This window comes from Streptomyces sp. A0592 (assembly GCF_004795115.1).
GTDB classification, from domain to species: Bacteria; Actinomycetota; Actinomycetes; order Streptomycetales; family Streptomycetaceae; genus Streptomyces; species Streptomyces erythrochromogenes.
In genome coordinates, this window is sequence record NZ_SSBM01000001.1 from 574,102 (window position 1) to 597,777 (window position 23,676).

Sequence of the window (23,676 nt, forward strand, 5' to 3'; positions counted from 1 at the left end):
AATTCCGCCCGCGCCGGTGCGGTCAGAGGTCCGCGCGGAGCGGCCCCCGGCGGACCGCGCGGACGACCAGGCCCAGCAGCCAGGCCTGGAAGACGTACGAGAACGCCAGGATGCACCACATGCTCGCGTCGGTCTGTGCCCATGCTCCCAGCGAATTGACCACCGACAGCAGCAGGGCCCCGGTGGGGACGGCCAGCATCAGGGCGAACACCCCGGCCGCCTGGTTGCCGCCGTCCCCGGCGCCTATCAGCAGCAGGAGCACGGCCGAGCCGAGGTAGGCCCGCGAAAGCCAGTTGCCGAAGGTGGTTCCGGCGAAGGTACGCACCGGTCCTGAACGCATGGGACTCCTCGTGATGCCCGGGTGGGTCGGCCGTGGGGCCTTGGTGATCACCATCGTGGTGCCGTTCGGCCGGCCGCGTCAGAGCGCACGTACTCAGTACGCGTACTCAGATCGAACACGGCCTCCTCGGAGCGGCTCGCCGCCAGGGCCGGGTCTCGGGGTCACTCGGGTAGACCATGCAGTCCTCGTCTTCGAGGCGCCCGCCGGAGGCGGGCCAGGGCGAGGCCGCTGTCGCCGGCCGCCCAGCGGGCCGTGCCCTTGCCATTCGGGCCAGGGCGCGTCGAGGGGCAGGTCCGGCAGCCCGCCGAGCCGTCCCGCCACCGGGGGGTGTCGTCGGGGGAGAGGAGACGGCGGTGTCATGTGTCGATCGCGCACGAGCGCACCGACAGCACCCGCGGGTGTGTCATTGCGGGTGTCCGACGCGCTGCCCAATCGAGCGGACACGGGGTCCGGCATGGAACGATCTCCGCATGACAGAGAGCATGAGCCCGTACATGTCCTCGCCGCGAGTCACCGTCCTGGGGGTGCAGCCCGGCGACCCGCCCTTCCGGATCGTCGAGATCGACGGGGAGATGGTCCGCATGGCGACATCCATGACCGATGTGATCCTGGCGGCCGCGGACGCGGGGATCACCATCCACGACCTCGACGATCCGGACGCCGTCCGCTGGGTCGGCGGCGGGAAGCTCACCTGGCGGCTGCATTAGGCCTGGGCCTGGGCTTGTGCCCGAGGCCGTGCCGGGCGGCTGCGCGGTGCCGTCGCCCGCTTCCGGGTCACGTGTGCCACCGAGAAGGGATCGGTGACCCGGGTTCGGCCGACGTGCACGCGTGCGTGCGGCTGCCACCGCCGGTCCGGCGGTGAGCGCGGGCGCGAGCGCGGGCGCGAGCGCGGACGCGGAAGGTTGCTGATCAGGTGGCGCGTCCGTAGCGGACCGCTTCGCTCCAGATCCGCTCCAGGCGCACGGTCGTGCCGGGGCGGGGAGCGTGCCAGATCCTGTTGTCGCCGGCGTAGATGCCGACGTGGCCCATGGTCCCTCCTCGGGGGAAGAAGACCAGGTCACCGGCCGTGCGATCGGCCTTGGGGATGTGGCGTGTGTGTTCGTACTGCTGCTCGGCCGTGCGCGGAAGGCGTTTGCCGGCCTTCTTGAAGGCGTAGAGGGTGAGGCCCGAGCAGTCGAAGCGTTTGGGGCCTGTGGCGCCGTAGGCGTACGGCGAGCCCTGTTTGGAGGCGGCCACCGCGACGGCCTTCTCGCCGTACGACGGTGCCGCGTGAGCCGGGTCCGTGGGGCCGGTCAGGGCGCCGGCCGCGAGGAGCAGTATGAAGAAGACCGCACGCACTCGCGGGCAACAGCACATCGGAGAAGTGCCCTTGAGGGCCTTTCGGAAGTCGGTCCTGGAGCAGGACATCGTGACACCTCCGCAATCGGTTGGCGGGCGACAAATTCAGATCAGCGGCCTGGTCCTGTTCTCGGTGGCAGTCGTCTTGGCTCTGACGGCGGACCAGTTTTCCCGGACGTCCTGCCCCGGCCGCTTCGGACACGATGTGATTTGTCCCGATTTTGCGTTCGATTCGAGATGATAGGCATGGATGATTTACATACCGTGACGACGCGACGACGGCGCCACCGCCGATGTGCTGAATCGGGATGCCGACAGGCATCGGCCCGCTTCCGAACGGGCACGCAGCACGGGTGACCACGACCGACCTGCCCCCGGCGCCGCCGCCGCACGCCGCAGCCCGCCGGGCCCTGCTCGCCGGTTCGGCCGGCAACCTCGTCGAGTGGTACGAGTTCGGCGTCTACGGCTGCTTCGCCACCGTCATCGCGGCCAACTTCTTCACCCCGCAGGCGGGAACGGCTGCGGGAACGGTCGCGGGGGCGGCAGTTCAGGGCGGCGCCGAAGCGCTGGTCGCCACCTACGCCTCGTTCGCCCTCGCCTTCTTCTTCCGGCCCGTCGGCGCCCTCCTGTTCGGGCGCATCGGCGACCGGTTCGGCCGACGCCCCACCCTCGTCCTCGTCATCGGGCTCATGACGCTCGCCACCACGCTGATCGGGCTCCTTCCCACGCGCGCCGACATCGGCGCCGCGGCCCCCTGGCTGCTCACCTTCCTGCGCGTACTCCAAGGGCTGTCCGCAGGCGGCGAGTTCGGGGGTGCGGTCTCCCTGATGGCCGAGTACGCGCCGCCCGGCCGCCGTGGTCTCTACGGCGCATGGCAGTCCTTCACCGTCGCCCTCGGCCTACTGGCCGGAGCCGCCACGGCCGCGGCCCTGGCGACGGTCCTGCCCGCCGCGGCCCTGTACACCTGGGGGTGGCGCATCCCGTTCCTGCTGGCCCTGCCCCTCGGTGCGGTCGCGCTGTGGCTGCGCACGGCGCTGGCGGAACCACCGTCCCCGCCCCCGGCCGCGTCCGGGACCGCGACCGGCGCGACGGACCCGGCCGGGCCAACCGGCGTACGGGAGCAGGCCCGTGCCGTCGTCCTCGGCATCGGGCGGATCATGGGCTGGTCGGCGGCCGGATACGCCTTCCTCGTCGTGCTGCCGTCGCATCTCCAGTCCGCGCTGGGGGCGTCGTTCCGGGACGCCCTGCTGGCCACGACCCTCGTCAACCTCGGATTCGCCGCGTCGATCCTGCCCGCGGGACTGCTCAGCGACCGCGTCGGCCGGCGTCCCGTCATGCTCTGCGGTGCGCTCGGGGTGGCCGTACTCGCCCTCCCCCTCCTGGACTTGCTCCAGTCGCCGGGTACCGCCACGCAGGTCCGGGTCGCGGCCGTGCTGACGGCGGGCGCGCTCGTCGGCCTGCTCGCCGGACCGGGACCGGCCATGCTCGCCGAGATGTTCCCAAGGCGCGTCCGCTGCACCGGCCTCGGGCTCTCCTACGCCCTCGCCAACGCCGTCTTCTCCGGCTGCGCGGGGCTCTTCATCACCGCACTCGCCGCACGGACCGGCAACACGGCCGCCCCCGCCCAGTACGCCGCCGCGGCCTGCGCCCTCAGCGTGCCGGCCTTGCTGACCCTGCGCGGCAACGACCACCGGGAGCCGCTGCGATGAGGGTGATCGGCCTGATGTCCGGGACCTCGTACGACGCCGTGGACGCCGCGGCCTGTGACCTCGTACACCGGCCCGGGGACGACGGCGCACTGCGCCTCACCCCGCTGGGCATGGTCAGCGAGCCCTACCCGGCCGAGCTGCGCACCGAGCTGGCCACGGCCCTGCCGCCCGCCCGCACCACACTCGCCGACGTGTGCCGGCTCGACACCCGCATCGGGCAGGCCTTCGGGCGGCTCGCCGTCCGGGCCGACCGCGAACTGTGCAAGGGGAAAGCGGAGTTGATCGCCTCGCACGGGCAGACCGTGTACCACTGGGCCGCGGGCGGACAGGTCCACGGCACGCTGCAGCTCGGCGAACCCGCCTGGATCGCGGAGGCCACCGGCCGCCCGGTCGTCTCCGGCTTCCGGCCGCGCGACGTCGCGGCCGGCGGGCAGGGCGCGCCACTGGTCAGCCTGATCGACCTGATGCTGCTGCGCGGCCGCCCCGGCGTACCGGCCGCCCTGAACATCGGGGGGATCGCCAACGTCACCGTCGTTCCCCGGCACGCGGACCCCGTGGCCTTCGACACCGGCCCGGGCAACGCGCTGATCGACGCCGCGGTACGTGAACTCACCGGCGGGAGCCTCGCGTACGACGAGGACGGCGCGCTCGCGGCCGCCGGACGCGTGCACGATGGGCTGTTGCGGCGGATGCTCACCGAGCCGTACTACCGGTTGCCCGCGCCCCGGACCACCGGCAAGGAACTCTTCCACGCGGGGTATCTCCGGTCCCGACTCGCGGAGTTCGGGCAGGTCCCGCCCCAGGACGTCGTCGCCACGCTCACGCGCCTCACCGCCCGGACCGTCGCCGACGCGCTGCGGCCCCTGGGAGCCACCGAGGTCTTCGCCTCGGGAGGCGGGGTGCGCAACCCGACGCTCACGGCGATGCTCCGAGCCGAGCTGGCCGGCACGCCGCTGCGCACCTCGGAGGAGCTCGGGCTGCCCGCCGCGGCCAAGGAGGCGTACGCGTTCGCCGTACTCGGATACCTCACCCTGCACGGCCTCCCGGGCAACGCGCCCGGCTGCACCGGCGCCGCGGGCCCACGCGTCCTGGGGGCGGTCACCCCGGGCAGCAGCCCGCTCCGGCTGCCCGCGCCGCCGCCGGTCACCCCGCGCTCCCTCTCGGTACAGGCGGACGGCGGGCGGTGTTAACGTGCGGACATACGGGCTCCCCCAGCGCCTTTCGACCACGCCGTGCCGGCTCCCGACTGCCTCGCGGAACTCGTGCCGCCCGTGGCCGGGGCGGTCGCGGGCTGGGCCGGTGACGTCCCCGCCGACCAGATCCTCTACGTGGACACCGACCCCGACACCGCGGACACCGCAGCCTTCGTCGCGCACTCCGGGCAGGACCTCCTCGGCCAGTCGGCGAACTGTGTGGTGGTCGCCGCCAAGCGCGGCGGTGCGACCACCCTCGCGGCCTGCCTGGTCCCCTCGGCCGGCCGGATCGACGTCAACGGCGCCGTCCGGCGCCACCTTGGCGCGCGCAAGGTGTCCTTCGCGCCTCGCGCCGATGGGCACGGCGGTCGAGCTGACGGGAATGGAGTGCGGCGGCATCACAGTGCGGCGGCATCACCCCGCTGGGGCTGCCGGAGAGCTGGCCGCTCCTGATCAGTCCGGTGGTCGTCGACATGCCGTACGTGCTCGTCGGCAGTGGTCGCCGCCGCGGCAGACTGATCGCCCCCGGCACGCTGTTCGCGCAGCTCCCCGGCGCGGAACTCATCGAGGGCCTCGCCCTCTGACGTCCCGGCCGGGGGCCGTCACTTCCCCACGATCCTGCGGACGTTCTCGATGCTGCCGCAGTCCGAAGCCAGCTGCTTCCTCCGCTCCTCCAGGAACGCGGCACCCAGCTCGGCCCGGCGCTCGTCCGGGACGTTCTCCCGGGCGCCGTTGAGGATCGTCCGCTCCTCCTCGTCCAGGTGGTGGGTGACCGCCTTGACGAGGTCCTCCAGGCGCTCGTCCCACTCGTCGGAGCCGACGTCGTCGACCTCCATGAGCTTCAGCAGCGCCTCGTTGCCCTCGGCGTGCTCCTCCTCGCCGTGCTCCACCTCGTCGTCGTCGATGTCCCTGAAGCGCTTGAGCGCGCCGTAGACCTTGGTCTCCTCGGCCTCGCCGTGGGCGATGAGCAGCGCCGAGAACTGGTCCCGGGCGGCCTCGCGGTCGGCCTCGATGCTCCGCATCCGGCGGAACAGCTCCTCCATCGTCCGGTGGTCCTTCAGGATCACCGCGACCACGTCCTGGCCCTTGCCCTCGTCCGCCATTCCGCGTGCCTCCTCGATCGGGTTCCGGTCACCTGGCGCTTGCTCGCTCGCCGCGACCTGAAACATCCCGACCGTAGCCCGCTGTCAGCGGCGGAGCACCTTGCGGGACACCAGGTTGCCGAGCAGCTGGGCCGTCTGGACGAGCGCGATCAGCACGAGCACGGTCACGACCATCACCGAGGTGTCGAAGCGCAGGTAGCCGTAGGTCATGGCCAGGTTGCCGACGCCTCCTCCGCCGACGGTGCCGGCCACCGCGGAGAAGTCGATCAGCGCCACGAGCATGAAGGTCAGGCCCAGGACCAGCGGACCGAGCGCTTCGGGGACGAGGACCGTGAGCAGGATCCGCAGCGGGCTCGCGCCCATCGACCGTGCCGCCTCGATCACCCCGGGTTCGACGGCGAGCAGGTTGGACTCCACGATGCGGGCGACACCGAAGGTCGCGACGACCGTCATCGGGAAGATGGCGGCGTTCGTGCCGATCATCGTGCCGACGACCCCGCGGGTGACCGGCGCGAGCGCGACGATCGCGATGATGAACGGCACGGGCCGGATGACGTTGATGAGCGTGCCCAGGACCGCGTGCACGAACCGGTTGGGCAGCACACCGCCCTTGCGGGTGGCGTACAGCGTGAGCCCTACGGCCAGTCCGCCGACGGTCGACAGTGCCAGGGTGATCAGCACCATGTAGACGGTCTCGCCGGTGGCGTCGAGGACCTTGGGCCAGAACGTGCTCCAGTCCGCCTTCACCGGACACCCGCTTCCACCCGGCCGGGTACGCGGAGCCCGGCGACGACGGCCTCGACCGCGGCGGGTTTCCCGCGCAGTTCCAGGGTCACGCTGCCCAGGGGCCGTCCCCGGACCTCCCCGACGCCGCCGTGGACGAGGGTGAAGTCGACCCCGTGGAGCTGCAGGAGTTCCGAGAGGCCGTCCAGCGCGGGGCTGCCGTCGACGACGGGCAGCGTGACCAGGCGTCCCGGGTGGCGGGCGCGCAGCCGCTCCAGGAGTGCGGAGTCCGGCTCACTGTGCCGCTCGGAGCGGACGAAGGCGGCGGTGGTCGCGTGCCGGGGCCGCGCGAAGACCTCGTACACCTCGCCGCTCTCGACGACCTTGCCGTCCTCCATGACGGCGACGCGGTCGCACAGGGTCCGTACGACCTCCATCTCGTGGGTGATCAGGAGGATCGTGACCCCCAGCTCCCGGTTGACACGGCCGAGGAGGGCCAGAACCTCTCCCGTGGTCTGCGGGTCGAGGGCGGAGGTCGCCTCGTCGCAGAGGAGGACCTTCGGGCGGGTGGCGAGGGCCCGGGCGATGCCGACGCGCTGGCGCTGGCCGCCCGAGAGCTGCTCGGGGTAGCGCGCGCCGCGGCCGGCCAGGCCGACGAATTCGAGGGTCTCCTCGGCGCGGGCCCGGGCCTGCGAACGGTCCGTGCCGGCCAGGCGCAGCGGGTAGAGCACGTTGCCGAGCACGGTGCGCGAGCGGAACAGGTTGAACTGCTGGAAGATCATGCCGATCTCGCGCCGGACGGGACGCAGCCGGCGCTCGCCGAGGGCCGAGAGGTCCTGTCCGTCCACCAGGACGCTGCCCGAGGTCGGCTCCTCCAGGCCGTTGACCAGGCGCAGCAGCGTGGACTTCCCCGCGCCGCTGTGGCCGACGACCCCGAAGACCGTGCCCGCCTCGACGGAGAGGCTGACGCCGTCGACGGCGCACGCTCCGCCCGGGAACTCCTTGGCGACGTCGCGCAGTTCCACAGCGGCGGTCATCGCTTCAGCTGCTTCTGGATGCGGCCGACCTCGGCCTGGAGGGCGGCGGCGGGCAGCTCGACGTGGTGCGCGGTGCCGTTGCTGGTGCGGCGGACCTCGTCCTGCACGGCCTGGGAGGCGTAGAGCTCGACGATCTTCCGGTAGTCCTCGTTGTCCTTCTGGTCCGCCCGGGCGGCGATGACATTGAGGTAGGGGACGGACTGCGGGGCGGCGGGGTCGTCCTTGTACAGCGCGGTGTCGGCCTTGATGCCGGCGAGTTCGGCGACGCCGTCGTTGATGACGGCGGCGTCCGCGTCCTGGAGGGTGCGGGGGGTCTGCTGGGCGTTCACCGGGGTGAGCCTGATGTGCCGGGGGTTGGCGGTGATGTCGTCGGGCGTGGCGAAGAGGCCTGCCTCGGGGCGCAGTTCGACGAGTTTCGCCTGCTCCAGCACGCGCAGGGCGCGCCCCTGGTTGGCCGGGTCGTTGGGCACGGCTATCTCGGACCGGTCCGGGAGGTCGGCCAGCTGCTTGTGCTTGCGGGAGTAGAGGCCGAGGGGGACCACGGTGGTCGCCGCGATGGGGGCGATGTCGGTCTTGTTCTCGGTGTTCGACTGGGCCAGGAAGACCAGGTGCTGGAAGGCGTTGAGCTCGATGTCGCCCGCGCTGAGCGCCTTGTTGGGCAGTGAGTAGTCGTCGAAGACGACCGTTTCGACGGTGAGGCCCTCCTTCGCGGCCTCCTTCGCGAGGACGTCCCACTCCGGCGAGTCACCGGACACCCCGACCCGGATGCGGTGGGTCTCCCCTCCGCCGGCGCCGCAGCCGGACACGAGGAGCGCGAGGACGGTGGCGGCGGAAGCGGCGATCAGGGTACGTCGGCGCGGCAGTGCAGAAATCATTGTGTGATCCATGTGCAGAGGAAGAGCCAGAGGAAGGGATGGATGGATCGTAGATCGAATTCGCCTTCCGACCTTCGAATGTGAGGTTCTGTTCATGAATGTGCAATGAAGGGAAGGTCCGGCGTGGAGAGTCGGGGCGGACCCTCATCGAGGGCGCCCGCCAGGGCCGGATGGGCCACGGCCCGCCGGGCGCGGGCGCGTCAGCGCCGCCAACAGCGGGCCCCCTGCCATCGTGGGCCCCGCGCCCCGTCTCTCCCCTGGAGGTTCCGCCGTGTCCCCACGCCCGTACGGCCGCGCCCGCCGGATCCGCCCCCCGCTGCGCCTGGCCGCCGCCACCGCCGTGTGCGGCGCCCTGCTGGGCGCCGCCGTACTGCCCGCGCAGGCGGCGGCGGACCGCAACCCACCGCCGGACCGCGGAGCGGCCCTCCGCCAGGAGCTCCGCGCACTGGTCGAGCGCCCCGACGGGCCCCCCGGAGTCATCGCCGTCCTGCGCGACGGGGACCGCAGGGAGGTCTACCGCGCGGGCGTGGCCGACGTGGAGAGCGGCAGGCCGCCGAGCGCGACCGACCACATGCGGATCGCCAGCGTCGCCAAGGCCTTCAGCGGAGCGGTGGCGCTGAGCCTCGTCGACCGCGGGCGACTGCGCCTGGACGACACGATCGGCGAGGTACTGCCCGATCAGCCCGACCGGTGGCACGAAGTGACATTGCGCCAACTCCTCAATCACACCAGCGGAGTTCCCGACTACTCGGCGTCGCAGGGGTTCATCGACATCATCTCCGAGGACCCCCGCCACCACTTCGACTCCCGGCGCCTGCTGGACTTCGTCGCCGACGAGGACCTCGCGTTCCGGCCGGGCAGCCGCTACGAGTACTCCAACTCCGACAACATCGCCGTCGCCCTCATGGCCGAGGCCGTCACCGGACGCCGCTACGAGACCCTGCTGCGCGAGCTCGTGTACCGGCCGCTCGGCCTGACCGCCACCAGCCTGCCCCAGGGCTACCGGCTCCCCGAACCCTTCCTCCACGGCTACCAGATCGACCCGCAGGACGAGCCCGTCGACGTCAGCGAGGCCGTGAGCGCCTCGGGGGCCTGGGCGGCGGGCGGCATCGTCTCGACACCCAAGGACCTGACCGCCTTCATCCGCGGTTACGCGGGCGGCGCCCTCTTCTCGGACCGCACCCGCCGCGAGCAGTTCCGCTTCATCCCCGGCGCGCTGTCCCAGCCCCCCGGCCCCGGCCGCACCGCGGCGGGCCTGGCCGTCTACCGCTACACCACCCGCTGCGGCACCGTGTACGGCCACACCGGCAACACGCCCGGCTACACGCAGCTGGCGGCGGCCACGGCGGACGGAAAGCGCTCGCTGACCTTCACGATCACCACCCAGACGTCCCTGACCAACAACCCCGAGCTGCTCGCGCGCGTCCGGGAGGTCCAGGAGGACTTCGTCTGCGCCCTGCTGCGCGGGTGACCCCAGCGGGTGCGCAGGGCCGCGCGCGGCCCCGCGCACCCGCCACCGCGGCGGCGTAACCTGGTCGGACCGCCACTTCACGCGCGCGCCGGGACCGCGGTGCGCACCCCCGTACACCCCGCCGCGAACGATCCAGGGAGGCGGCGAGTGACCGATCCGTTCGGCTTCCTCCGGATCCCCCGCGAGCCCGTCCCGGCCCGGCCCGTCGAGGAACGGCTCGGCGACTGGCGCGAGGTCCACGCCGGCCAGGCCCTGCTCCCGCTCGTCTCCCGGCAGGCCGACCGCTGCATGGACTGCGGGATCCCCTTCTGCCACACCGGCTGCCCCCTCGGGAACCTCATACCCGAGTGGAACGCCTACGCCGCGCACGCCGACTGGCGCGCGGCGTACGACCGGCTGCACGCGACCAACAACTTCCCCGAGGCCACCGGAAGGCTCTGCCCGGCCCCCTGCGAGGACGCCTGCGTCCTCACGATCAACGCCGACCCGGTGACCATCAAGAACGTCGAGCAGGCCATCGTGGACGAGGGCCTGCGCCGCGGCTACATGGCGGCGAGCCCGCCGGCGCGGCACAGCGGCAAGACCGTGGCCGTCATAGGCTCCGGGCCGGCCGGCCTGGCCGCCGCGCAGCAGCTGACCCGGGCCGGGCACGCGGTCACGGTCCACGAGCGGGCCGACCGGATCGGCGGCCTGCTGCGCTACGGCATCCCCGAGTTCAAGATGGAGAAGGCGCACCTGGACCGCCGGATCGAGCAGATGCGGGCCGAGGGCACGGTGTTCGTCACGGGACACGACGTGGGAGGCACCGAGGGCACGCCCGCCGCGGGAGATGCCGATGCCGCCGCGCTGCGCGGCCGCTGCGACGCCGTCGTCGTCGCGATCGGAGCCGGCGAGCGCAGGGAACTGCCCGTCCCCGGCCGCGAGCTCCACGGCATCCACCAGGCCATGGAGTACCTGACCTGCGCCAACCGGGTGAGGGAGGGTGACTGGTCCCGGTCGCCCATCACCGCCGAAGGCAGGCACGTGGTCATCGTCGGAGGCGGAGACACCGGGTCCGACTGCATGGGGACGGCCCTGCGGCAGGGCGCGATCTCCGTGGTCCAGCTCGACATCAACCCCGAACCCGGCCCGGGCCGCACCGACGACGAACCCTGGCCCGTCTACCCGAAGACGTACCGGATCTCCCACGCCCACCACGAGGCCCGCGGGCGCGAGGGCCGCGACCCGCGGCTGTTCGCCTGCGCCACCCTGCGCTTCGAGGGGGACGCCTCGGGCCGGGTACGGGCCCTGCACCTGACAGCCGTCGAGCCGGTGGGCCGCAGCCCCCTGGCGGGCACGGAACGGGTCGTACCGGCCGGGCTGGTCCTGCTCGCCCTCGGCTTCTGCGGCCCCGAGCGGGCGGGCGGCCTGCGCGACCAGCTGGGCCTGGAGTACGACGAGCGCGGCAACTACGCGCGGGACGCCGGCTTCGCGGCGAGCGGCGGGCGGGCACCGGGGGTCTTCGTCGCCGGCGACGCGGGCCGTGGGCAGTCGCTCGTGGTGTGGGCCATCGCCGAGGGCCGGGCGGCGGCCGCCGCCGTGGACCGCTACCTCACGGGCTCCACGTGCCTGCCCGCCCCGGTAGCCGCCCACGACCGGCCGATGACGGCCCTCGGCCGCATGCGCTACGGGGACTTCTGAAAACGGCACGCTCCGGCCGGCCCGAGGGGCCGGCCGGAGCGCGGGTCACTGACGGCGGGGCGGCTGCTCAGCCCGCGGCCAGGAGGGTGAGGGTGTCGATCACGCGGTTCGAGAAGCCCCACTCGTTGTCGTACCAGGCGACGACCTTGACGTGGCGGCCGTCGACGCGGGTGAGCTCCGAGTCGAAGATCGACGAGGCGGGGTTGCCGGTGATGTCCGACGACACCAGCGGGTCGTCCGAGTACTCCAACACGCCGGCCAGCGGGCCTGCGGCCGCGGCGCGGTACGCCTCCAGGATCTCCTCGCGCGTCACCTCGCGGGCGACCGTCGTGTTGAGCTCCACGATGGAACCGACCGGTACCGGCACGCGGATCGAGTCGCCCTGCAGCTTGCCGTCGAGCTGCGGCAGCACCAGGCCGATCGCCTTCGCGGCGCCCGTCGAGGTCGGGACGATGTTGACACCGGCGGCGCGGGCGCGGCGGGGGTCGCGGTGCGGACCGTCCTGCAGGTTCTGCTCCTGCGTGTAGGCGTGCACCGTCGTCATGAAGCCGTGCTCGATGCCCGCGAGCTCGTCCAGGACGGCGGCCAGCGGGGCCAGCGCGTTGGTCGTGCACGACGCGTTCGAGACGATGGTGTGCACGGCCGGGTCGTAGGCGTCGGTGTTGACACCGTACGCCAGCGTGACGTCGGCACCGTCCGAGGGCGCACTGACCAGGACCTTCTTGGCGCCCGCCTTGAGGTGGGCGCGAGCGGCCTCGGCCGAGGTGAAGCGGCCGGTGGCCTCCAGCACGATCTCGACGCCGAGCTCGGCCCACGGCAGCTGCTCCGGCTCCCGCTCGGCCAGCACCGTGATGCGGCGGCCGTCGACGACCAGGGTGTTCCCGTCGACGGTCACCGGGCGGCCGAGCCGGCCCGAGGTGCTGTCGTACGCCAGCAGCCGTGCGAGGGCCTTCGGCTCGGTGAGGTCGTTGACGGCGACGACCTCGAGGTCGCTGTCGCGTTCGAGCAGCGCGCGCAGCACGTTGCGTCCGATGCGGCCGAATCCGTTGATGGCGATGCGAGTCATGAGCGAGTCCCTTTCGTTCGCCATCAGGTTCGCCGCCCGCGCCCGCCCACGACAGCGGCGTGATCGCCACTGTTCAAAAGGATCTCGCCAAGAGGGTGGCGAGCTCCTCACAGGCCCTCCACCGGCCTATTCGCCCTTCGTGAAGGTGCGCCGGTACTCGGTCGGGGTGGTGCCCAGGATCCGCTGGAAGTGCAGCCGCAGGTTCGCGCCCGTACCCAGGCCGACGTCGGCGGCGATCTGCTCGACGCCGCGCTGGGAGCGTTCGAGGAGCTCCCGGGCCACGTCGACGCGGGCGCGCATGACCCACTGCATCGGCGTGTACCCGGTGTCCTCCGCGAACCGCCGCGAGAACGTACGGGGCGACACCCCGGCGTGCCGGGCCAGCGACTCCAGCGTGAGCGGCTCGCCGAGCCGGATCAGCGCCCACTCCCGGGTGGCGGCGAACCGCTCACCGAGCGGCTCGGGCACGCTGCGCGGCACGTACTGCGCCTGGCCGCCGCTGCGGTACGGGGCGGCGACCAGGCGCCGCGCCGCGTGGTTGGACGCGGCCACACCCAGGTCGCTGCGCAGGATGTGCAGGCACAGGTCGATGCCGGAGGCGGCGCCCGCCGAGGTGAGGACGCTGCCCTCGTCGACGAACAGGACGTTCTCGTCGACCCGGACGAGCGGGTGCTTGGCCGCGAGGGCCCGGGCGTAGTGCCAGTGCGTCGTGGCGCGCCTGCCGTCGAGCAGGCCGGTCGCGGCGAGCGCGAACGCCCCCGTCGAGATGGCGGCGAGCCGCGCGCCCCGCTCGTAGGCGGCGACCAGCGCGTCGATGACGGGCCGCGGCGGGTCCTCGCGGTCCGGGAAGCGGTAGCCGGGAACGAAGACGATGTCGGCCCACGCCAGGGCGTCCAGCCCGTGCGTCACGTGGTACGACAGCCCGTCACCGCCGGCCACGAGCCCGGGCGCCGCACCGCACACCCGCACCTCGTACGGCATGCTCGCGCGGGTCGTGAAGACCTGCGCAGGGATGCCGACGTCGAGCGGCTTCGCGCCCTCCAGGACGAGGACGGCGACGCGGTGGAGACGAGAGGCTGGCACGGGTCGAGCCTACGCGCGACCCGGGGGTGTCCTGCCCGGGCCCTCGCCGCCGGTGCGGTATGACGTCCCTGGGGATCGCCCGGTCCCCGATGTTTGCGAAGGGAGCGGTGCGCCGTGGAGCGAACGACCTGCTGCGTCGTGGGGGGCGGCCCGGCCGGAATGGTGCTGGCGCTCCTGCTGGCCCGCGCCGGGGTGGAGGTCACGGTCCTGGAGAAACACGGGGACTTCCTGCGCGACTTCCGCGGTGACACCGTGCACCCCAGCACCCTGTCGCTCCTGGACGACATCGGCCTCGCCGAGCGCTTCGCCCGGCTGCCGCAGCGCCGCGTCACCACGGTGCAGCTGCCCATCGGGCCGGACCGGTCACTGGTCACCGTCGGGAACATCGGCGCGCTGCACGGCAAGTACAACTACATCGCGATGGTGCCCCAGTGGGACCTCCTCGACCTCCTCGCCGACGAAGCGGGCCGGGAACCCTCCTTCCGCCTGCGCATGGACACCGAGGCGACCGGCTTCCTCATCGAGGGCGGCCGCGTGCGCGGCGTGCGCCACCGCACCGCGGACGGCGCCACCGGCGAACTCAGGGCCACCCTGACCGTCGCCTGCGACGGCCGCGGCTCACTGGCCAGGGCGCTGCCCGAACTCGGCCTGGAGCACTTCCCGTGCCCGATGGACGCCTGGTGGTTCCGCCTGCCCCGCCACCAGGACGACCCCAGCGGGCTCGTCGGCGGCCTGGGCGACCGGTTCTTCACCGCGCTCATCGACCGGGGCGACTACTGGCAGTGCGCGGCACTCATCCCCAAGGGAACCGACACCGAGCGCCGCGCCGAGGGCCTGGAGCGCTTCATGGCCCGCTTCGCGGAGGCCGCCCCCTGGCTGGCCGACCGCCGCCGCGCCGTCACCTCCTGGGACGAGGTGAAACTGCTCGACGTACGACTGGACCGCCTGCGCCGGTGGCACCGCCCCGGCCTGCTGTGCATCGGCGACGCCGCCCACGCGATGTCGCCCGTGGGCGGCATCGGCATCAACCTCGCCGTGCAGGACGCGGTCGCCGCGGCCCGCCACCTCGTGCGCCCGCTGCGCGAGGGCACGGTGGGGCTGCACGACGTACGCCGCGTCCAGGCCCGCCGCTGGCCCACCACCGTGGCGACACAGGGCCTGCAACGCCTGGCCCACACCCAGGTCTTCGAACCGCTCCTCGCCGGCCGCACCGCCTTCGGCAACCCCCGACGCGCCCAGCGGATGACGGAACTGGTCACCGAATCCCGATGGCTGAACCGCATCCCGGCGTACTTCATCGCCTACGGCGCCCTCCGCGAGCGCCCCCCGGCCGAATCCCTGCGCTGACCGGCGGGGCCGCGGCCCGACGCGTACGCCCGCCGCGTGCCCCCTGAGGTCCGCACGGCGGTCCGCACACCGGTGGCGTGCGGACCGCCGAGGGGCGGGGGTGGCTACTGCGCCATCTCGTAGGCGCCGGAGAGGGCCTCGACGCGGGCCCAGACGCGGGCCGCGCGGGCCTCGTCGACGACCGGGCGGCGGACGGCGGCCAGGGCCCAGGCCTGCTGCTCCGGCGTGCTGGAGTCCTTGCCGTGCAGTTCGACGGCGTGCTGGGAGAAGTCGCGCACGAGCACCGAGAACAGCTCGTCCAGCACGGATTCGTCCAGGTCCGTCAGGCGGGCCTGCTCCAGGATCAGCTGACCGTGGACGACCAGGGCGAACAGCTGCCCCACCGAGAGGAGGAAGTCCAGGTCACGGCCCTGCGCCTCGTCGGGCGCGATGGTGGCCGCGAACTCGGCCAGCGCGTCGGCCTGTTCGCGGAACCGGGCGACGTTCGGCACGGCGGCGTAGGCGTCGTACGCCGGGCGCCAGTCGTGGAAGCGTACGGAGCCCAGACCGCGGGCCGGTCCCTGCCGGAACAGGAAGTCGTCGTCGGCCGCGTCGAGCCGCGTCGGCACGGGCGCGTAGTCGGCCGGATCCAGCAGGTGGTTGCGCATGAACTTGAGGATCAGGGCGAGGTTGACGTGGACCGTGCCCTCCAGCTTCGGCAGCCCGCGGATCTCGACGGCCGCCTGGGCGAAGTAGTTGTCCTTCTCGAAGCCCTTGGCGGCGATCACGTCCCACATCAGGTCGATGACCTTCTCGCCCTCCGTCGTGACCTTCATCTTGGTCATCGGGTTGAAGAGCAGGTAACGGCGGTCGTCGGGACCGGCGGAGCGGAAGTAGTCGACGGCGCGGTCGCTGAACAGCTTCATCCCGACGAGGCGGACATAGGCGTCGGCCAGCTCGCGGCGCACGTGCGGGAAGGCGGTGACGGGCCGGCCGTAGAGGATCCGGTTGTGCGCGTGCGTGACGGCCTCGTACATCGCGTGCTCGCAGATGCCGATCGAGGCGGTGCAGAGGTTGAACTTGCCGACGTTGACGGTGTTGAGCGCGGCGTCGAAGGCGGCCCGCCCGGTGTGCAGGACGTCCTCGGCGGCCACCGGGTAGTCCTCCAGGCGGAACTCGCTGACGTACTTGGAGGAGTCGACGACGTTCTTCACGAGCCGGTACGCCGGGTGGCGGCTGTCGGCGGCGAAGAAGACGTAGCCGTCGGGGCCCTCGACGTCGGTGCGGCGGCCGAAGACGGAGACGAGCCCGGCGGCGTTGCCGTTTCCGATGTAGTACTTGGAGCCGCTCGCGCGGAAACCGCCGGAACCGTCGGCGGCCGGCTCCAGCAGCATGTCGGTGGAGTAGATGTCGGCGCCGTGCGTCTTCTCGGACAGGCCGAAGGCGAACACCTCACCCTCCGACAGGAGCCCCGCGGCGCGCTCGCGGGCGGCGGCGTTGTCGCTCTGCCAGACCGGGCCCAGGCCGAGGATGGTGACCTGCCAGGCGTACCAGTAGTCGAGGCCGTAGAAGCCGAAGATCTCGTTGAGGGCCGCGATCCGTGCGGTGTCCCAGCGCTTGTCCGGCTCGTCCTCCCCGGCGGCGGAGGCCGGGGTCAGGAAGGTCGCGAAGAGCCCCTCCTTGGCGGAGAAGGCGAGGAAGTCGGCCAGCCAGGCACGGGTGCGGTAGTCCTCGATGATCCGCCGCTTGCCGCGGGCCTCGAACCAGTCGACGGTCGCGCGCAGCAGCCTGCGCGTCTCCGGGTCGAAGTGGGCGGGGTCGTAGGTGTGCGGGTGGAACAGCAGAGGGTCGGACACGGCGGATCACCTTCCGAGGGGTCGGAGTCGAGGTTCGCGCGGCTGCGCGGAGGGAGGGAAGAGGGAGGAGGGCGGGCGGCCCGGTTGCGGCTCAGTCGGTCGCGGGCGGCGCCGGGCGGCCCAGCCGGTGGAGGGTGGCCAGGACGTCGTCGAGCCAGGCGATCGTCATCCGCTCCTGCGCGATCCCGCCGCGCAGCACGACGTGCTGGAGTTCCTGACCGGCGTCGAGCGGTGCGGGGGCGTCTGGTCCGGTGAAGTCGCGCAGCTCGCCGGCCAGATAGCGCGCGAGGCGGTCCCGGTGGGCCTGCTGGTGCCGTTCGACCTCGCGGATCAGGGAGGCCGGGTCGTCGAAGGCCGCCCCGCGGATCTTCACGGCGAGGTCGTGGCGCAGGCTCTCCGGTTCGATGGGTTCGTGCAGCCACCGGGCGAGTGCGGACCGGCCGGGACCCGCGGCCGAATACTCCTTCTTGTCCGGCCGGCCCTGCTGCGGGATCGTACGGACGGCGAGCAGGCCGTCGCTCTCCATACGCTTGAGCACGCGGTAGATCTGCTGGTGCGTGGCGGTCCAGAAGTAGCCGATCGACCGCTCGAACCGGCGGGCCAGCTCATAGCCGGAACCCGGCTTCTCCAGCAGGGAGACGAGGATCGCATGTTCGAGCGCCATACCCCGATCCTGCTATGCAACTCGTTGCATAGACAAGCGGCGGCCTCCAGGTGAGACGCGGCTCACCCGGTGCGGGCGGCGGGTGGGGCGGCAGCGGGGGACGAACGCCGCGAGCCCCGAGCGCGTCTGCTGGCGCACTCGGGGCTTCGTGAGGGGGCGTGAGGGGGCCGCCGGGAGAGGCGGATCAGGCGGCGTCGGGGATCCAGGAGCCGTGGATCATCGCCGGGACCCGGCGCGGCAGGTGGATGGTCGCGACCGGCGGGACGGTCAGGTCGGAGGCGTCCAGGACGAGCAGCTGCGAGGCGTCCGCCTTCAGGTCACTCACCACGGTCAGCAGGTACCCGGCGTCCTCCTGCGAGGCGCCCGCGCCCTCCGCGGGTACGAACACGGCCTCGCTCGGGAGCCGGCCGGCACCGAAGGGCAGCAGCTGCCGGGCGCCGGTGGTGCGGTCGTACTTCACGAGGGTGTGGGCGGCGATCCCCAGGTCGTCGGGGAAGGCCAGGGCGTACTGGTAGCGGTGCTCGATGCCGAGGAAGGCCTCGTTGATGGTCGGGAACTCCACGGTGAGGTCGTCGGTCAGCTCCTCCTTGACCGATCCGGCCGCCAGGTCGATGGTCCAGCGGGTGCTGCGCGAACCGGAGTTGGGCTCGGCCCCGCGGTCCTCGGCGCCGACCCACCAGTTCCACGAGCGCTGCCAGCCGTCCCGGCCCACGGTCGGGCCCTCGACGACGATCCGGCCGTACGCGTCCTCGTAGGCGTTGGCGAAGTGCATGCCGTAGCCCTGCCCGATCTCGAACCAGCGGATCTCGCGGGCCCGGCCGCCCGCCCCAGCCGTGGTGCGCGGCATGACGCCGATCCGGGAGATCTGCTCGTCGTTCCAGCTGTACGGGATGCCCGAGTGCTCGGCCGGGTCGAAGGTCACGGAGCCCTCCAGGAACACCACGTAGTGCTCGGTGATCGCGAAGTCGTGCTTGAGCGCCGCGGTCGCGCCCGGCACCTCCTGGCTCTCCAGCACCTTCCCGTCGGCGGAGGCGACGTGGTGGATCAGGTACGGCGGGAAGGGGGAGGAGGCGAAGAAGTGGAGCTCGCCGGTGACCGGGTCCTCCTTCGGGTGGGCGGTCATCGCGGAGGTCAGTTTGCCCCCGAAGTCGTAGGCCCCGACGGTCTCCAGATCCGCCGTCAGCTCGAAGGGAAGGGCCGCCTCGCTCAGTGCGAGGAGCCGGCCGGCGTGCTCGATGACGTGGGTGCCCGCCGTGCTGGCGGTCAGGTCGGGGCCCTTCTCGGTCATGTACGGGGCGCCGTCCAGGGCCGGGGTGTGGACCCAGCGGTTGCGGTACCACTCGGCGCGGCCGTCCTGGAGCCGGATGCCGTGGACCATGCCGCTGCCCTTGAACCAGTGGGTCGGCGTGATGCCGGGCTTCGGGTTGTGGCTGTTGCGGATGAGGCGGCCGGTCAGCTCCGGCGGGATGGTGCCCTCGACGGTGAGGCCGGTGGCGGTGATCTCGTCGGCGACGGGGGTGTAGTGGCCGGTCAGGTAGGGCTTGGCGGTGCTGGTCATGGGATGTCCTCGACGCTGGGGCGGCTGGGCGAAAGGGCGGGAAGCGGTGCGTGAAGGGGCGGGTGCGGTCAGTGCCGTTCGGCGGCAGCGGCGGTGCCCGCCACGGCCTCGGCCTTGGCCTTCAGGGAGGCGAGCCAGGCTTCGAGCGACTGCCGCAGCACCTGTTCCATCTCCGTGCTGCGGGCCGCGACGGGCTCACCGCTCCAGGACTCCTCGGTGCGGACCGTCACGGTGCCCGGCGCCGTCTCCTGGAACGTCCAGACGTGGATGCCGTCGATGCCGTGCGCCGGACCGCCCCAGACGATCCGCTCTTCGGGTACGACCTGGTGGACGGTGGAGGTGATGTCCAGACCGTGGGTCAGCCAGCGGAAAGCGGTGCCGGGCGCCAGCGGACCGGCGTACTCCACCCGGTCCACGTCCGTGTTCCAGTCGGCCCAGGCGGCGATGTCGGTGTGCAGGTCCCAGATGGTGGCGAGCGGGGCGTGCATGGTGGTCTCGAGGCGGACGACGACCGGGGCTCCGGTGTCGACGGTGGTGGGGTGCGTGGTCATGGGAGGTGCTCCTTCGGTGAGGTGATCAGCGGGTGCGGTGGGACGGGCAGGGCGGGCTCAGCGGCGGGGGAGCGGGGACGCTCTCCCGCACCGGCCGGGTTCGGCGGGCGAGCAGCGGGGTGAGGAACGCTCCGAGGAGCAGGACGGCGGCGGAGAGGAGGAAGGCGCTGCGGTACCCCTCGGTGAGGGCGGCGGCGTGTGCAAGGCCGGGCGGGGCGGCGGCGGTGCGGGCGGCGGCCAGGGTCCCCAGTACGGCGAGGCCGACGGCGCCGCCGATCTGTCGGGTGGTGTTGACCAGTCCGCCGGCCAGTCCCGCGTCGGCGGGCTCCACCCCGCTCACGGCCGAGCCGGTGAGCTGGACGAAGGCCACGCCGAGGCCGACTCCGACGAGGAGTACGGGACCCAGCAGGTGGACGAGGAAGGTGCCGTCGGCCGGGATCCGGGCCAGCCACAGGAATCCGGCGGCCTGGGTCGCCAGCCCGGCGAGGAGGGTCCGGTGCGGGCCGATGCGGCGGGCCAGTACGGGTGCCAGTCCGGAGCCGAGCATGTTCGCCGCGGCGAGCGGCAGTTGGGAGAGCCCGGCTTCCAGGGGGCCCGCACCGAGGACCTGTTGCTGGTAGAGGGGGAGGAAGAAGAACAGGCCCACCCAGACCGCGCCGAGCAGCGCCATGACGAGGTTGGCGGGGCCCACGGCGCCGCGGTTGAGGAGCCTCGACGGCAGGAGCGGGGCCGGGTGTCGGCGTTCGACGAGCGCGAAGAGGGCGAGGAGGACTGCCGCGGCGGCGAAGGAGCCGAGTACCACGGGGTCGGCCCAGCCGGAGCGGCCCGCGGCCGTGAGCCCGTAGACGAGCGCGACCAGGCCGGTGGTGACGGTGAGGGATCCGGCGACGTCCAGCCGCGGGCGGGGTCCGTCGGCCTCCTTCGGGTCGGCCGGTACGAGGCGCAGCGTGGCGGCCAGGACCACCGCCGCGCCGATGCCGGAGGCGTGGAACACCCAGGGCCAGCCGGGTCCTTCGGTGAGGATCCCGCCGAGCAGGACCCCGGCCGCGCCGCCCGCGCCGGACACGGCCCCCCAGACGCCCAGGGCCCTGGCGCGGGCGGGGCCGGGCGGATGGAGCCGCATGACCAGGGAGAGCGCGGCGGGCGCGATCGCGGCTGCGCCGACGCCCTGGACCGTGCGGGCGGTGACGAGCATCCAGGGGGTGCTCGCCAGTCCGGCGGCGACGGCGGCCGCGGTGAAGACGGCGAGGCCGGCCGTCAGCACGCGGCGCCGCCCGAGGAGGTCGGCCGCCCGGCCGCCGAGCAGGAGCAGGGCGCCGAAGGCGAGGCCGTACGCGTTGACGACCCAGGACATGCCCGCGTCCGAGAGCCCGACCCCGTCGCGCACGGCGGGAAGGGCGACGTTCACGATCGAGGTGCTCAGGGTGACCGCGAACTGGGCGGCGGCCAGCGCCGCGAGGGTCGCCGTGGCGGAGTGTCGTGGGGGCGGTGTGGCGTACATGCGCGTTCTCCTGTGTGTGGTTGACCACTCACTCTTTGGCCCGGAAGGAGGGCGGACCGAGCGGGTCCGCCCGGCCGTCGTCCGTCAGTAGTGTCGGATGCCGGCCGAGAGGGTCCGGGACCAGGGTGCGTCCACCTCGTGCGCGTCCAGCGACACGAGGAGGTGGCAGAGCATCCCCGTTGCGAAGAACTGCTGGACGTCGGCCTCCGCCGCGCCCGAAGCGCCCCGCACGTACTCCACCATGCGGGCGTAACCGGCCCGCACGGCCTCGCGTACCGCGGCCTCGGACACGGCCGCCGCCTGAGCGTGGGTCAGGACGAGCAGCAGGTCCTTGTCGGCGATCAGGTGGGCGTACGTGTCGCCCATGGTGTGCAGCACCGCCTCGGGGCTGCTGCCCTGCGCCTGGGCGGCACCCTCTTCGAGGCTGGTCCGGACCCGGGCGAAGCACCGCTCGACGACCGCGGTGAACAGTGCCTCCTTGTTCGGGAACAACCGGTAGACGTAGGCCTGGGAGATTCCGGCGGCCTTGGCCACCTCGGTGGTCGTCGTGCCGAAGTAGCCGCGAGCGGCGAAGGCCCCGATGGCCGTCCGCAGGACGGTCTCGCGGCGCTCTTCGGCCGAGGAGAGTTGGCGTCGTCGTTCCGTGTTCATGTGAGTAATAAACCACTCACACTTTCGGCTGTCAATGCCCGGGCTCCGTGGAGGCCCTGGTCGGTCGCCGCCGACCGTCCGGTACTCACGCGGGGATGAGTACTCCCACTCACACGGCTGCTCAGGGCCTCCGCGTAGCCTGCCGTCCATGAGTTCCGCGAACCAGGCCACCGAGCCGAAGCTGCAGGAAGAGCCGCGCGACAGCAGGGGCACCGGATCGCTGGTCCTCGGAGTCATCGCCGTCGGGGCGTTCGGCTTCCCGTTCCTGCCCGAAGCCCTCCCGCCCATGGTCCGCTACCTGCCGCTCTACCTCGTCCTCCCTCTGGGAATCTGCGCCGTCGTCTGGGGACTTCCCGACCTCTGGCGGGCATGGGGCACCGAGGACTCCAGCCCCATACGGGCCCGTACCGGGGTCCTCCTCGGCACGTTGGCGATCCTGGCGCCGCTCGTCTGGTTCCTCTTCTACCTCGGAGCCGGGTGACCGGTGACGTGCCCGGTGCCGGTGCCGGTGCCGGTGCCGGTGCTGTTGCCGATGCCCGGCCCGCCAGGCTGGCGGGGTGAAGGGCGGCGCGGGAAGCTGAGGGCATGCGATGGCGTGTCCCCGGCGCGGTGGTGGCCGCGATGGCAGCCGTCCTGCTGGTCGCCGGCACACCGGGGCCGACTGGCGGCGCAGACACCCGGCAGCGCGTGGACATCGGCGGCGGCCGGTCCCTCTACCTGCACTGTTCCGGCACCGGAAGCCCGACCGTCGTGCTGATCCCCGGGCTGCACGAGGCCTCGGACCCGTGGTCGCTGACCGACACCACCCCGCCCGTTCCTAAGGCCCCCGCCGTGCTACCGGGCGTCGCCGCCTTCACCCGCGTGTGCACCTACGACCGCCCCGGCACCATCCGCTACACGCAGCCGCCCACGCTCACCACCCGCAGCACGCCCGTGCAGGGGACCCGCACGGTGCCCGCCATGGTCCAGGACCTCGACCGGCTGCTGACCGCCGCCCGCGTGCCGGGCCCGTACCTGCTGGTGGGGCACTCCTTCGGCGGGATGCTCGCCCTGCGGTACGCCCAGGAGCACCCGGAGCGCACGCGCGGGCTGGTCCTCGTCGACGCGCTGGGGCCTGCGCTGAAGCCCGCGATGGGGGCGGACTGGCCGGCGTACGTCGAAGCGCTGCGGCACCCCGGTACGCCGTTCGACGCCGACCCGGCGTTCGAGCAGGTCGACATCGACGGCGGAGTCACCGCCATCGACCGAGGCGGCCCGCTCCCGCCCGTACCCGTCGCGGTGCTCAGCAAGACCGAGCCCTTCGCCGCGCCGGCCACCATGTCCAAGGGCCTCCTGGCGAAGCTGGAGACGGCCTGGCCCGAGGCCCAGCGGGCGCTCGTGGCCCTGCGGCCGCAGACCCCCCACCTGCTGGCGACCGGCAGCGACCACTACGTCCAGATCCACGACCCGGACCTCACGATCGCGGCGGTCCGCCTGGTCGCGAACCGCGCCGCGTCCCTGTCGGGGGCGGCCCCCGAGGCTCCCTAGCGAGTCTCCTGGCGGGGGTGTCAAGTCCCGAATGGTCGCGACATGACGCGGCACGGGCGCGGGGGGCTTACTCAAGGGACGGGCTCACACCCACTGCGTGGCCCCATCGGTGTCGCCGGTGAAGAGACGGGCCCCCGCCAGTGCGGGACCGCCCCTTCGCCGGCTTCTGGTTCACGGCACCGGTTGTGAGGTTTCCCCTCCGGGATGTGGAGGCGTTGACGGCCAGAAGGAGCGAGCACATGCGAGTCACCATCGTTTTCCCGGTGCCACGTGTCAGGGGGCGAGCGTCATGAGTTCCCTGTCTTCCTCGTCCGAGCATCCTTCAGGCCCCCCTCCCGGTCCGCTGTCGGGCAAGGGCTCGCAACCGCAGCCCGCGCCCGTGCCGGAGGCTCCGCCGCCGGTGCCCCCGCCTCCGCCCCCGTCC

22 protein-coding genes and 1 pseudogene are annotated in these 23,676 nt (G+C 72.7%); 9 read left to right on the forward strand and 14 right to left on the reverse strand.

What is annotated here, in order from left to right; all coding sequences use genetic code 11:
* Nucleotides 1-22: 22 nt before the first annotated feature.
* Nucleotides 23-340 (reverse strand): hypothetical protein, encoded by a 318-nt coding sequence (locus tag E6U81_RS02690; RefSeq protein WP_136228389.1) that lies wholly within the window; start codon nucleotides 338-340, stop codon nucleotides 23-25.
* Between the two features lie 470 nt (nucleotides 341-810).
* Here E6U81_RS02690 and E6U81_RS02695 point away from each other — a divergent pair, with 470 nt between their 5' ends.
* Entirely contained in the window at nucleotides 811-1,047 is a 237-nt protein-coding gene (locus E6U81_RS02695; protein WP_136228390.1) for a hypothetical protein, read from the forward strand.
* Nucleotides 1,048-1,249: 202 nt separating this feature from the next.
* Here the strand turns inward: E6U81_RS02695 and E6U81_RS02700 are convergent, their stop codons facing one another.
* Nucleotides 1,250-1,678 carry a C40 family peptidase gene (locus E6U81_RS02700; RefSeq protein WP_240803577.1) on the reverse strand — a complete coding sequence of 143 codons (429 nt, stop codon included), beginning with the start codon at nucleotides 1,676-1,678 and terminating at the stop codon, nucleotides 1,250-1,252.
* A gap of 353 nt (nucleotides 1,679-2,031) precedes the next feature.
* Between E6U81_RS02700 and E6U81_RS02705 the strand changes: the two genes are divergently transcribed.
* The 3 genes and pseudogenes from E6U81_RS02705 (at nucleotide 2,032) to E6U81_RS02715 (ending at nucleotide 5,164) form a co-directional block, all read left to right on the forward strand.
* On the forward strand, nucleotides 2,032-3,387 hold the full coding sequence (locus E6U81_RS02705; RefSeq protein WP_240803578.1) for an MFS transporter: 1,356 nt from the start codon (nucleotides 2,032-2,034) through the stop codon (nucleotides 3,385-3,387).
* Nucleotides 3,384-4,577 (forward strand): anhydro-N-acetylmuramic acid kinase, encoded by a 1,194-nt coding sequence (locus E6U81_RS02710; protein WP_136228393.1) that lies wholly within the window; start codon nucleotides 3,384-3,386, stop codon nucleotides 4,575-4,577. Before E6U81_RS02705 ends, E6U81_RS02710 begins: the two co-directional genes overlap by 4 nt.
* A 9-nt stretch (nucleotides 4,578-4,586) precedes the next feature.
* Nucleotides 4,587-5,164: pseudogene (locus E6U81_RS02715) on the forward strand (YbaK/EbsC family protein).
* An 18-nt stretch (nucleotides 5,165-5,182) separates the two neighbouring features.
* On the opposite strand, the gene E6U81_RS02720 reads toward E6U81_RS02715, so the two are convergent.
* The 4 genes from E6U81_RS02720 to E6U81_RS02735 form a co-directional block, all read right to left on the reverse strand.
* Nucleotides 5,183-5,683 (reverse strand): hemerythrin domain-containing protein, encoded by a 501-nt coding sequence (locus E6U81_RS02720; RefSeq protein WP_136228394.1) that lies wholly within the window; start codon nucleotides 5,681-5,683, stop codon nucleotides 5,183-5,185.
* A gap of 84 nt (nucleotides 5,684-5,767) precedes the next feature.
* A complete protein-coding gene (locus E6U81_RS02725) occupies nucleotides 5,768-6,430 on the reverse strand; it encodes a methionine ABC transporter permease (protein WP_136228395.1) in 663 nt (220 codons plus the stop codon).
* On the reverse strand, nucleotides 6,427-7,443 hold the full coding sequence (locus tag E6U81_RS02730) for an ATP-binding cassette domain-containing protein (protein WP_136228396.1): 1,017 nt from the start codon (nucleotides 7,441-7,443) through the stop codon (nucleotides 6,427-6,429). Before E6U81_RS02730 ends, E6U81_RS02725 begins: the two co-directional genes overlap by 4 nt.
* Nucleotides 7,440-8,318, reverse strand: a complete 879-nt coding sequence (locus E6U81_RS02735) for a MetQ/NlpA family ABC transporter substrate-binding protein (protein ID WP_136228397.1) — start codon at nucleotides 8,316-8,318, stop codon at nucleotides 7,440-7,442. Before E6U81_RS02735 ends, E6U81_RS02730 begins: the two co-directional genes overlap by 4 nt.
* A gap of 271 nt (nucleotides 8,319-8,589) precedes the next feature.
* Here E6U81_RS02735 and E6U81_RS02740 point away from each other — a divergent pair, with 271 nt between their 5' ends.
* Together E6U81_RS02740 and E6U81_RS02745 are read left to right on the forward strand one after the other, a co-directional pair.
* Nucleotides 8,590-9,789, forward strand: coding sequence for a beta-lactamase family protein (locus E6U81_RS02740; protein WP_240803579.1), 1,200 nt, complete (start codon nucleotides 8,590-8,592; stop codon nucleotides 9,787-9,789).
* A gap of 147 nt (nucleotides 9,790-9,936) precedes the next feature.
* Nucleotides 9,937-11,469 (forward strand): glutamate synthase subunit beta, encoded by a 1,533-nt coding sequence (locus E6U81_RS02745; RefSeq protein WP_136228399.1) that lies wholly within the window; start codon nucleotides 9,937-9,939, stop codon nucleotides 11,467-11,469.
* A 67-nt stretch (nucleotides 11,470-11,536) separates the two neighbouring features.
* Here the strand turns inward: E6U81_RS02745 and gap are convergent, their stop codons facing one another.
* Nucleotides 11,537-12,535 (reverse strand): type I glyceraldehyde-3-phosphate dehydrogenase, encoded by a 999-nt coding sequence (gene gap, locus E6U81_RS02750; RefSeq protein WP_136228400.1) that lies wholly within the window; start codon nucleotides 12,533-12,535, stop codon nucleotides 11,537-11,539.
* 126 nt (nucleotides 12,536-12,661) lie between these two features.
* Nucleotides 12,662-13,618 (reverse strand): helix-turn-helix domain-containing protein, encoded by a 957-nt coding sequence (locus E6U81_RS02755; protein ID WP_136228401.1) that lies wholly within the window; start codon nucleotides 13,616-13,618, stop codon nucleotides 12,662-12,664.
* Nucleotides 13,619-13,732: 114 nt separating this feature from the next.
* Between E6U81_RS02755 and E6U81_RS02760 the strand changes: the two genes are divergently transcribed.
* Nucleotides 13,733-14,965 (forward strand): FAD-dependent oxidoreductase, encoded by a 1,233-nt coding sequence (locus tag E6U81_RS02760; protein WP_136228402.1) that lies wholly within the window; start codon nucleotides 13,733-13,735, stop codon nucleotides 14,963-14,965.
* Between the two features lie 104 nt (nucleotides 14,966-15,069).
* On the opposite strand, the gene E6U81_RS02765 is transcribed toward E6U81_RS02760, so the two are convergent.
* The 6 genes from E6U81_RS02765 to E6U81_RS02790 form a co-directional block, all read right to left on the reverse strand.
* Nucleotides 15,070-16,800 carry an acyl-CoA dehydrogenase family protein gene (locus E6U81_RS02765; RefSeq protein WP_136228403.1) on the reverse strand — a complete coding sequence of 577 codons (1,731 nt, stop codon included), beginning with the start codon at nucleotides 16,798-16,800 and terminating at the stop codon, nucleotides 15,070-15,072.
* A gap of 91 nt (nucleotides 16,801-16,891) precedes the next feature.
* Entirely contained in the window at nucleotides 16,892-17,464 is a 573-nt protein-coding gene (locus E6U81_RS02770) for a PadR family transcriptional regulator (RefSeq protein ID WP_136228404.1), read from the reverse strand.
* 184 nt (nucleotides 17,465-17,648) lie between these two features.
* Complete coding sequence (locus E6U81_RS02775; RefSeq protein ID WP_136228405.1) at nucleotides 17,649-19,022, reverse strand: carotenoid oxygenase family protein; 1,374 nt, start codon at nucleotides 19,020-19,022, stop codon at nucleotides 17,649-17,651.
* Nucleotides 19,023-19,090: 68 nt separating this feature from the next.
* Nucleotides 19,091-19,573, reverse strand: a complete 483-nt coding sequence (locus tag E6U81_RS02780) for an SRPBCC family protein (RefSeq protein WP_136228406.1) — start codon at nucleotides 19,571-19,573, stop codon at nucleotides 19,091-19,093.
* Nucleotides 19,574-19,598: 25 nt separating this feature from the next.
* Nucleotides 19,599-21,074, reverse strand: a complete 1,476-nt coding sequence (locus E6U81_RS02785) for an MFS transporter (protein ID WP_136228407.1) — start codon at nucleotides 21,072-21,074, stop codon at nucleotides 19,599-19,601.
* 84 nt (nucleotides 21,075-21,158) lie between these two features.
* The gene (locus E6U81_RS02790) at nucleotides 21,159-21,725 is read right to left on the reverse strand and encodes a TetR/AcrR family transcriptional regulator (protein ID WP_136228408.1); all 567 of its coding nucleotides are present in this window, start codon (nucleotides 21,723-21,725) and stop codon (nucleotides 21,159-21,161) included.
* A gap of 148 nt (nucleotides 21,726-21,873) precedes the next feature.
* Here E6U81_RS02790 and E6U81_RS40750 point away from each other — a divergent pair, with 148 nt between their 5' ends.
* Nucleotides 21,874-22,206 (forward strand): hypothetical protein, encoded by a 333-nt coding sequence (locus E6U81_RS40750; protein WP_240803580.1) that lies wholly within the window; start codon nucleotides 21,874-21,876, stop codon nucleotides 22,204-22,206.
* Nucleotides 22,207-22,310: 104 nt separating this feature from the next.
* Complete coding sequence (locus E6U81_RS02800; RefSeq protein ID WP_136228409.1) at nucleotides 22,311-23,252, forward strand: alpha/beta hydrolase; 942 nt, start codon at nucleotides 22,311-22,313, stop codon at nucleotides 23,250-23,252.
* The last annotated feature ends 424 nt before the right edge of the window (nucleotides 23,253-23,676 follow it).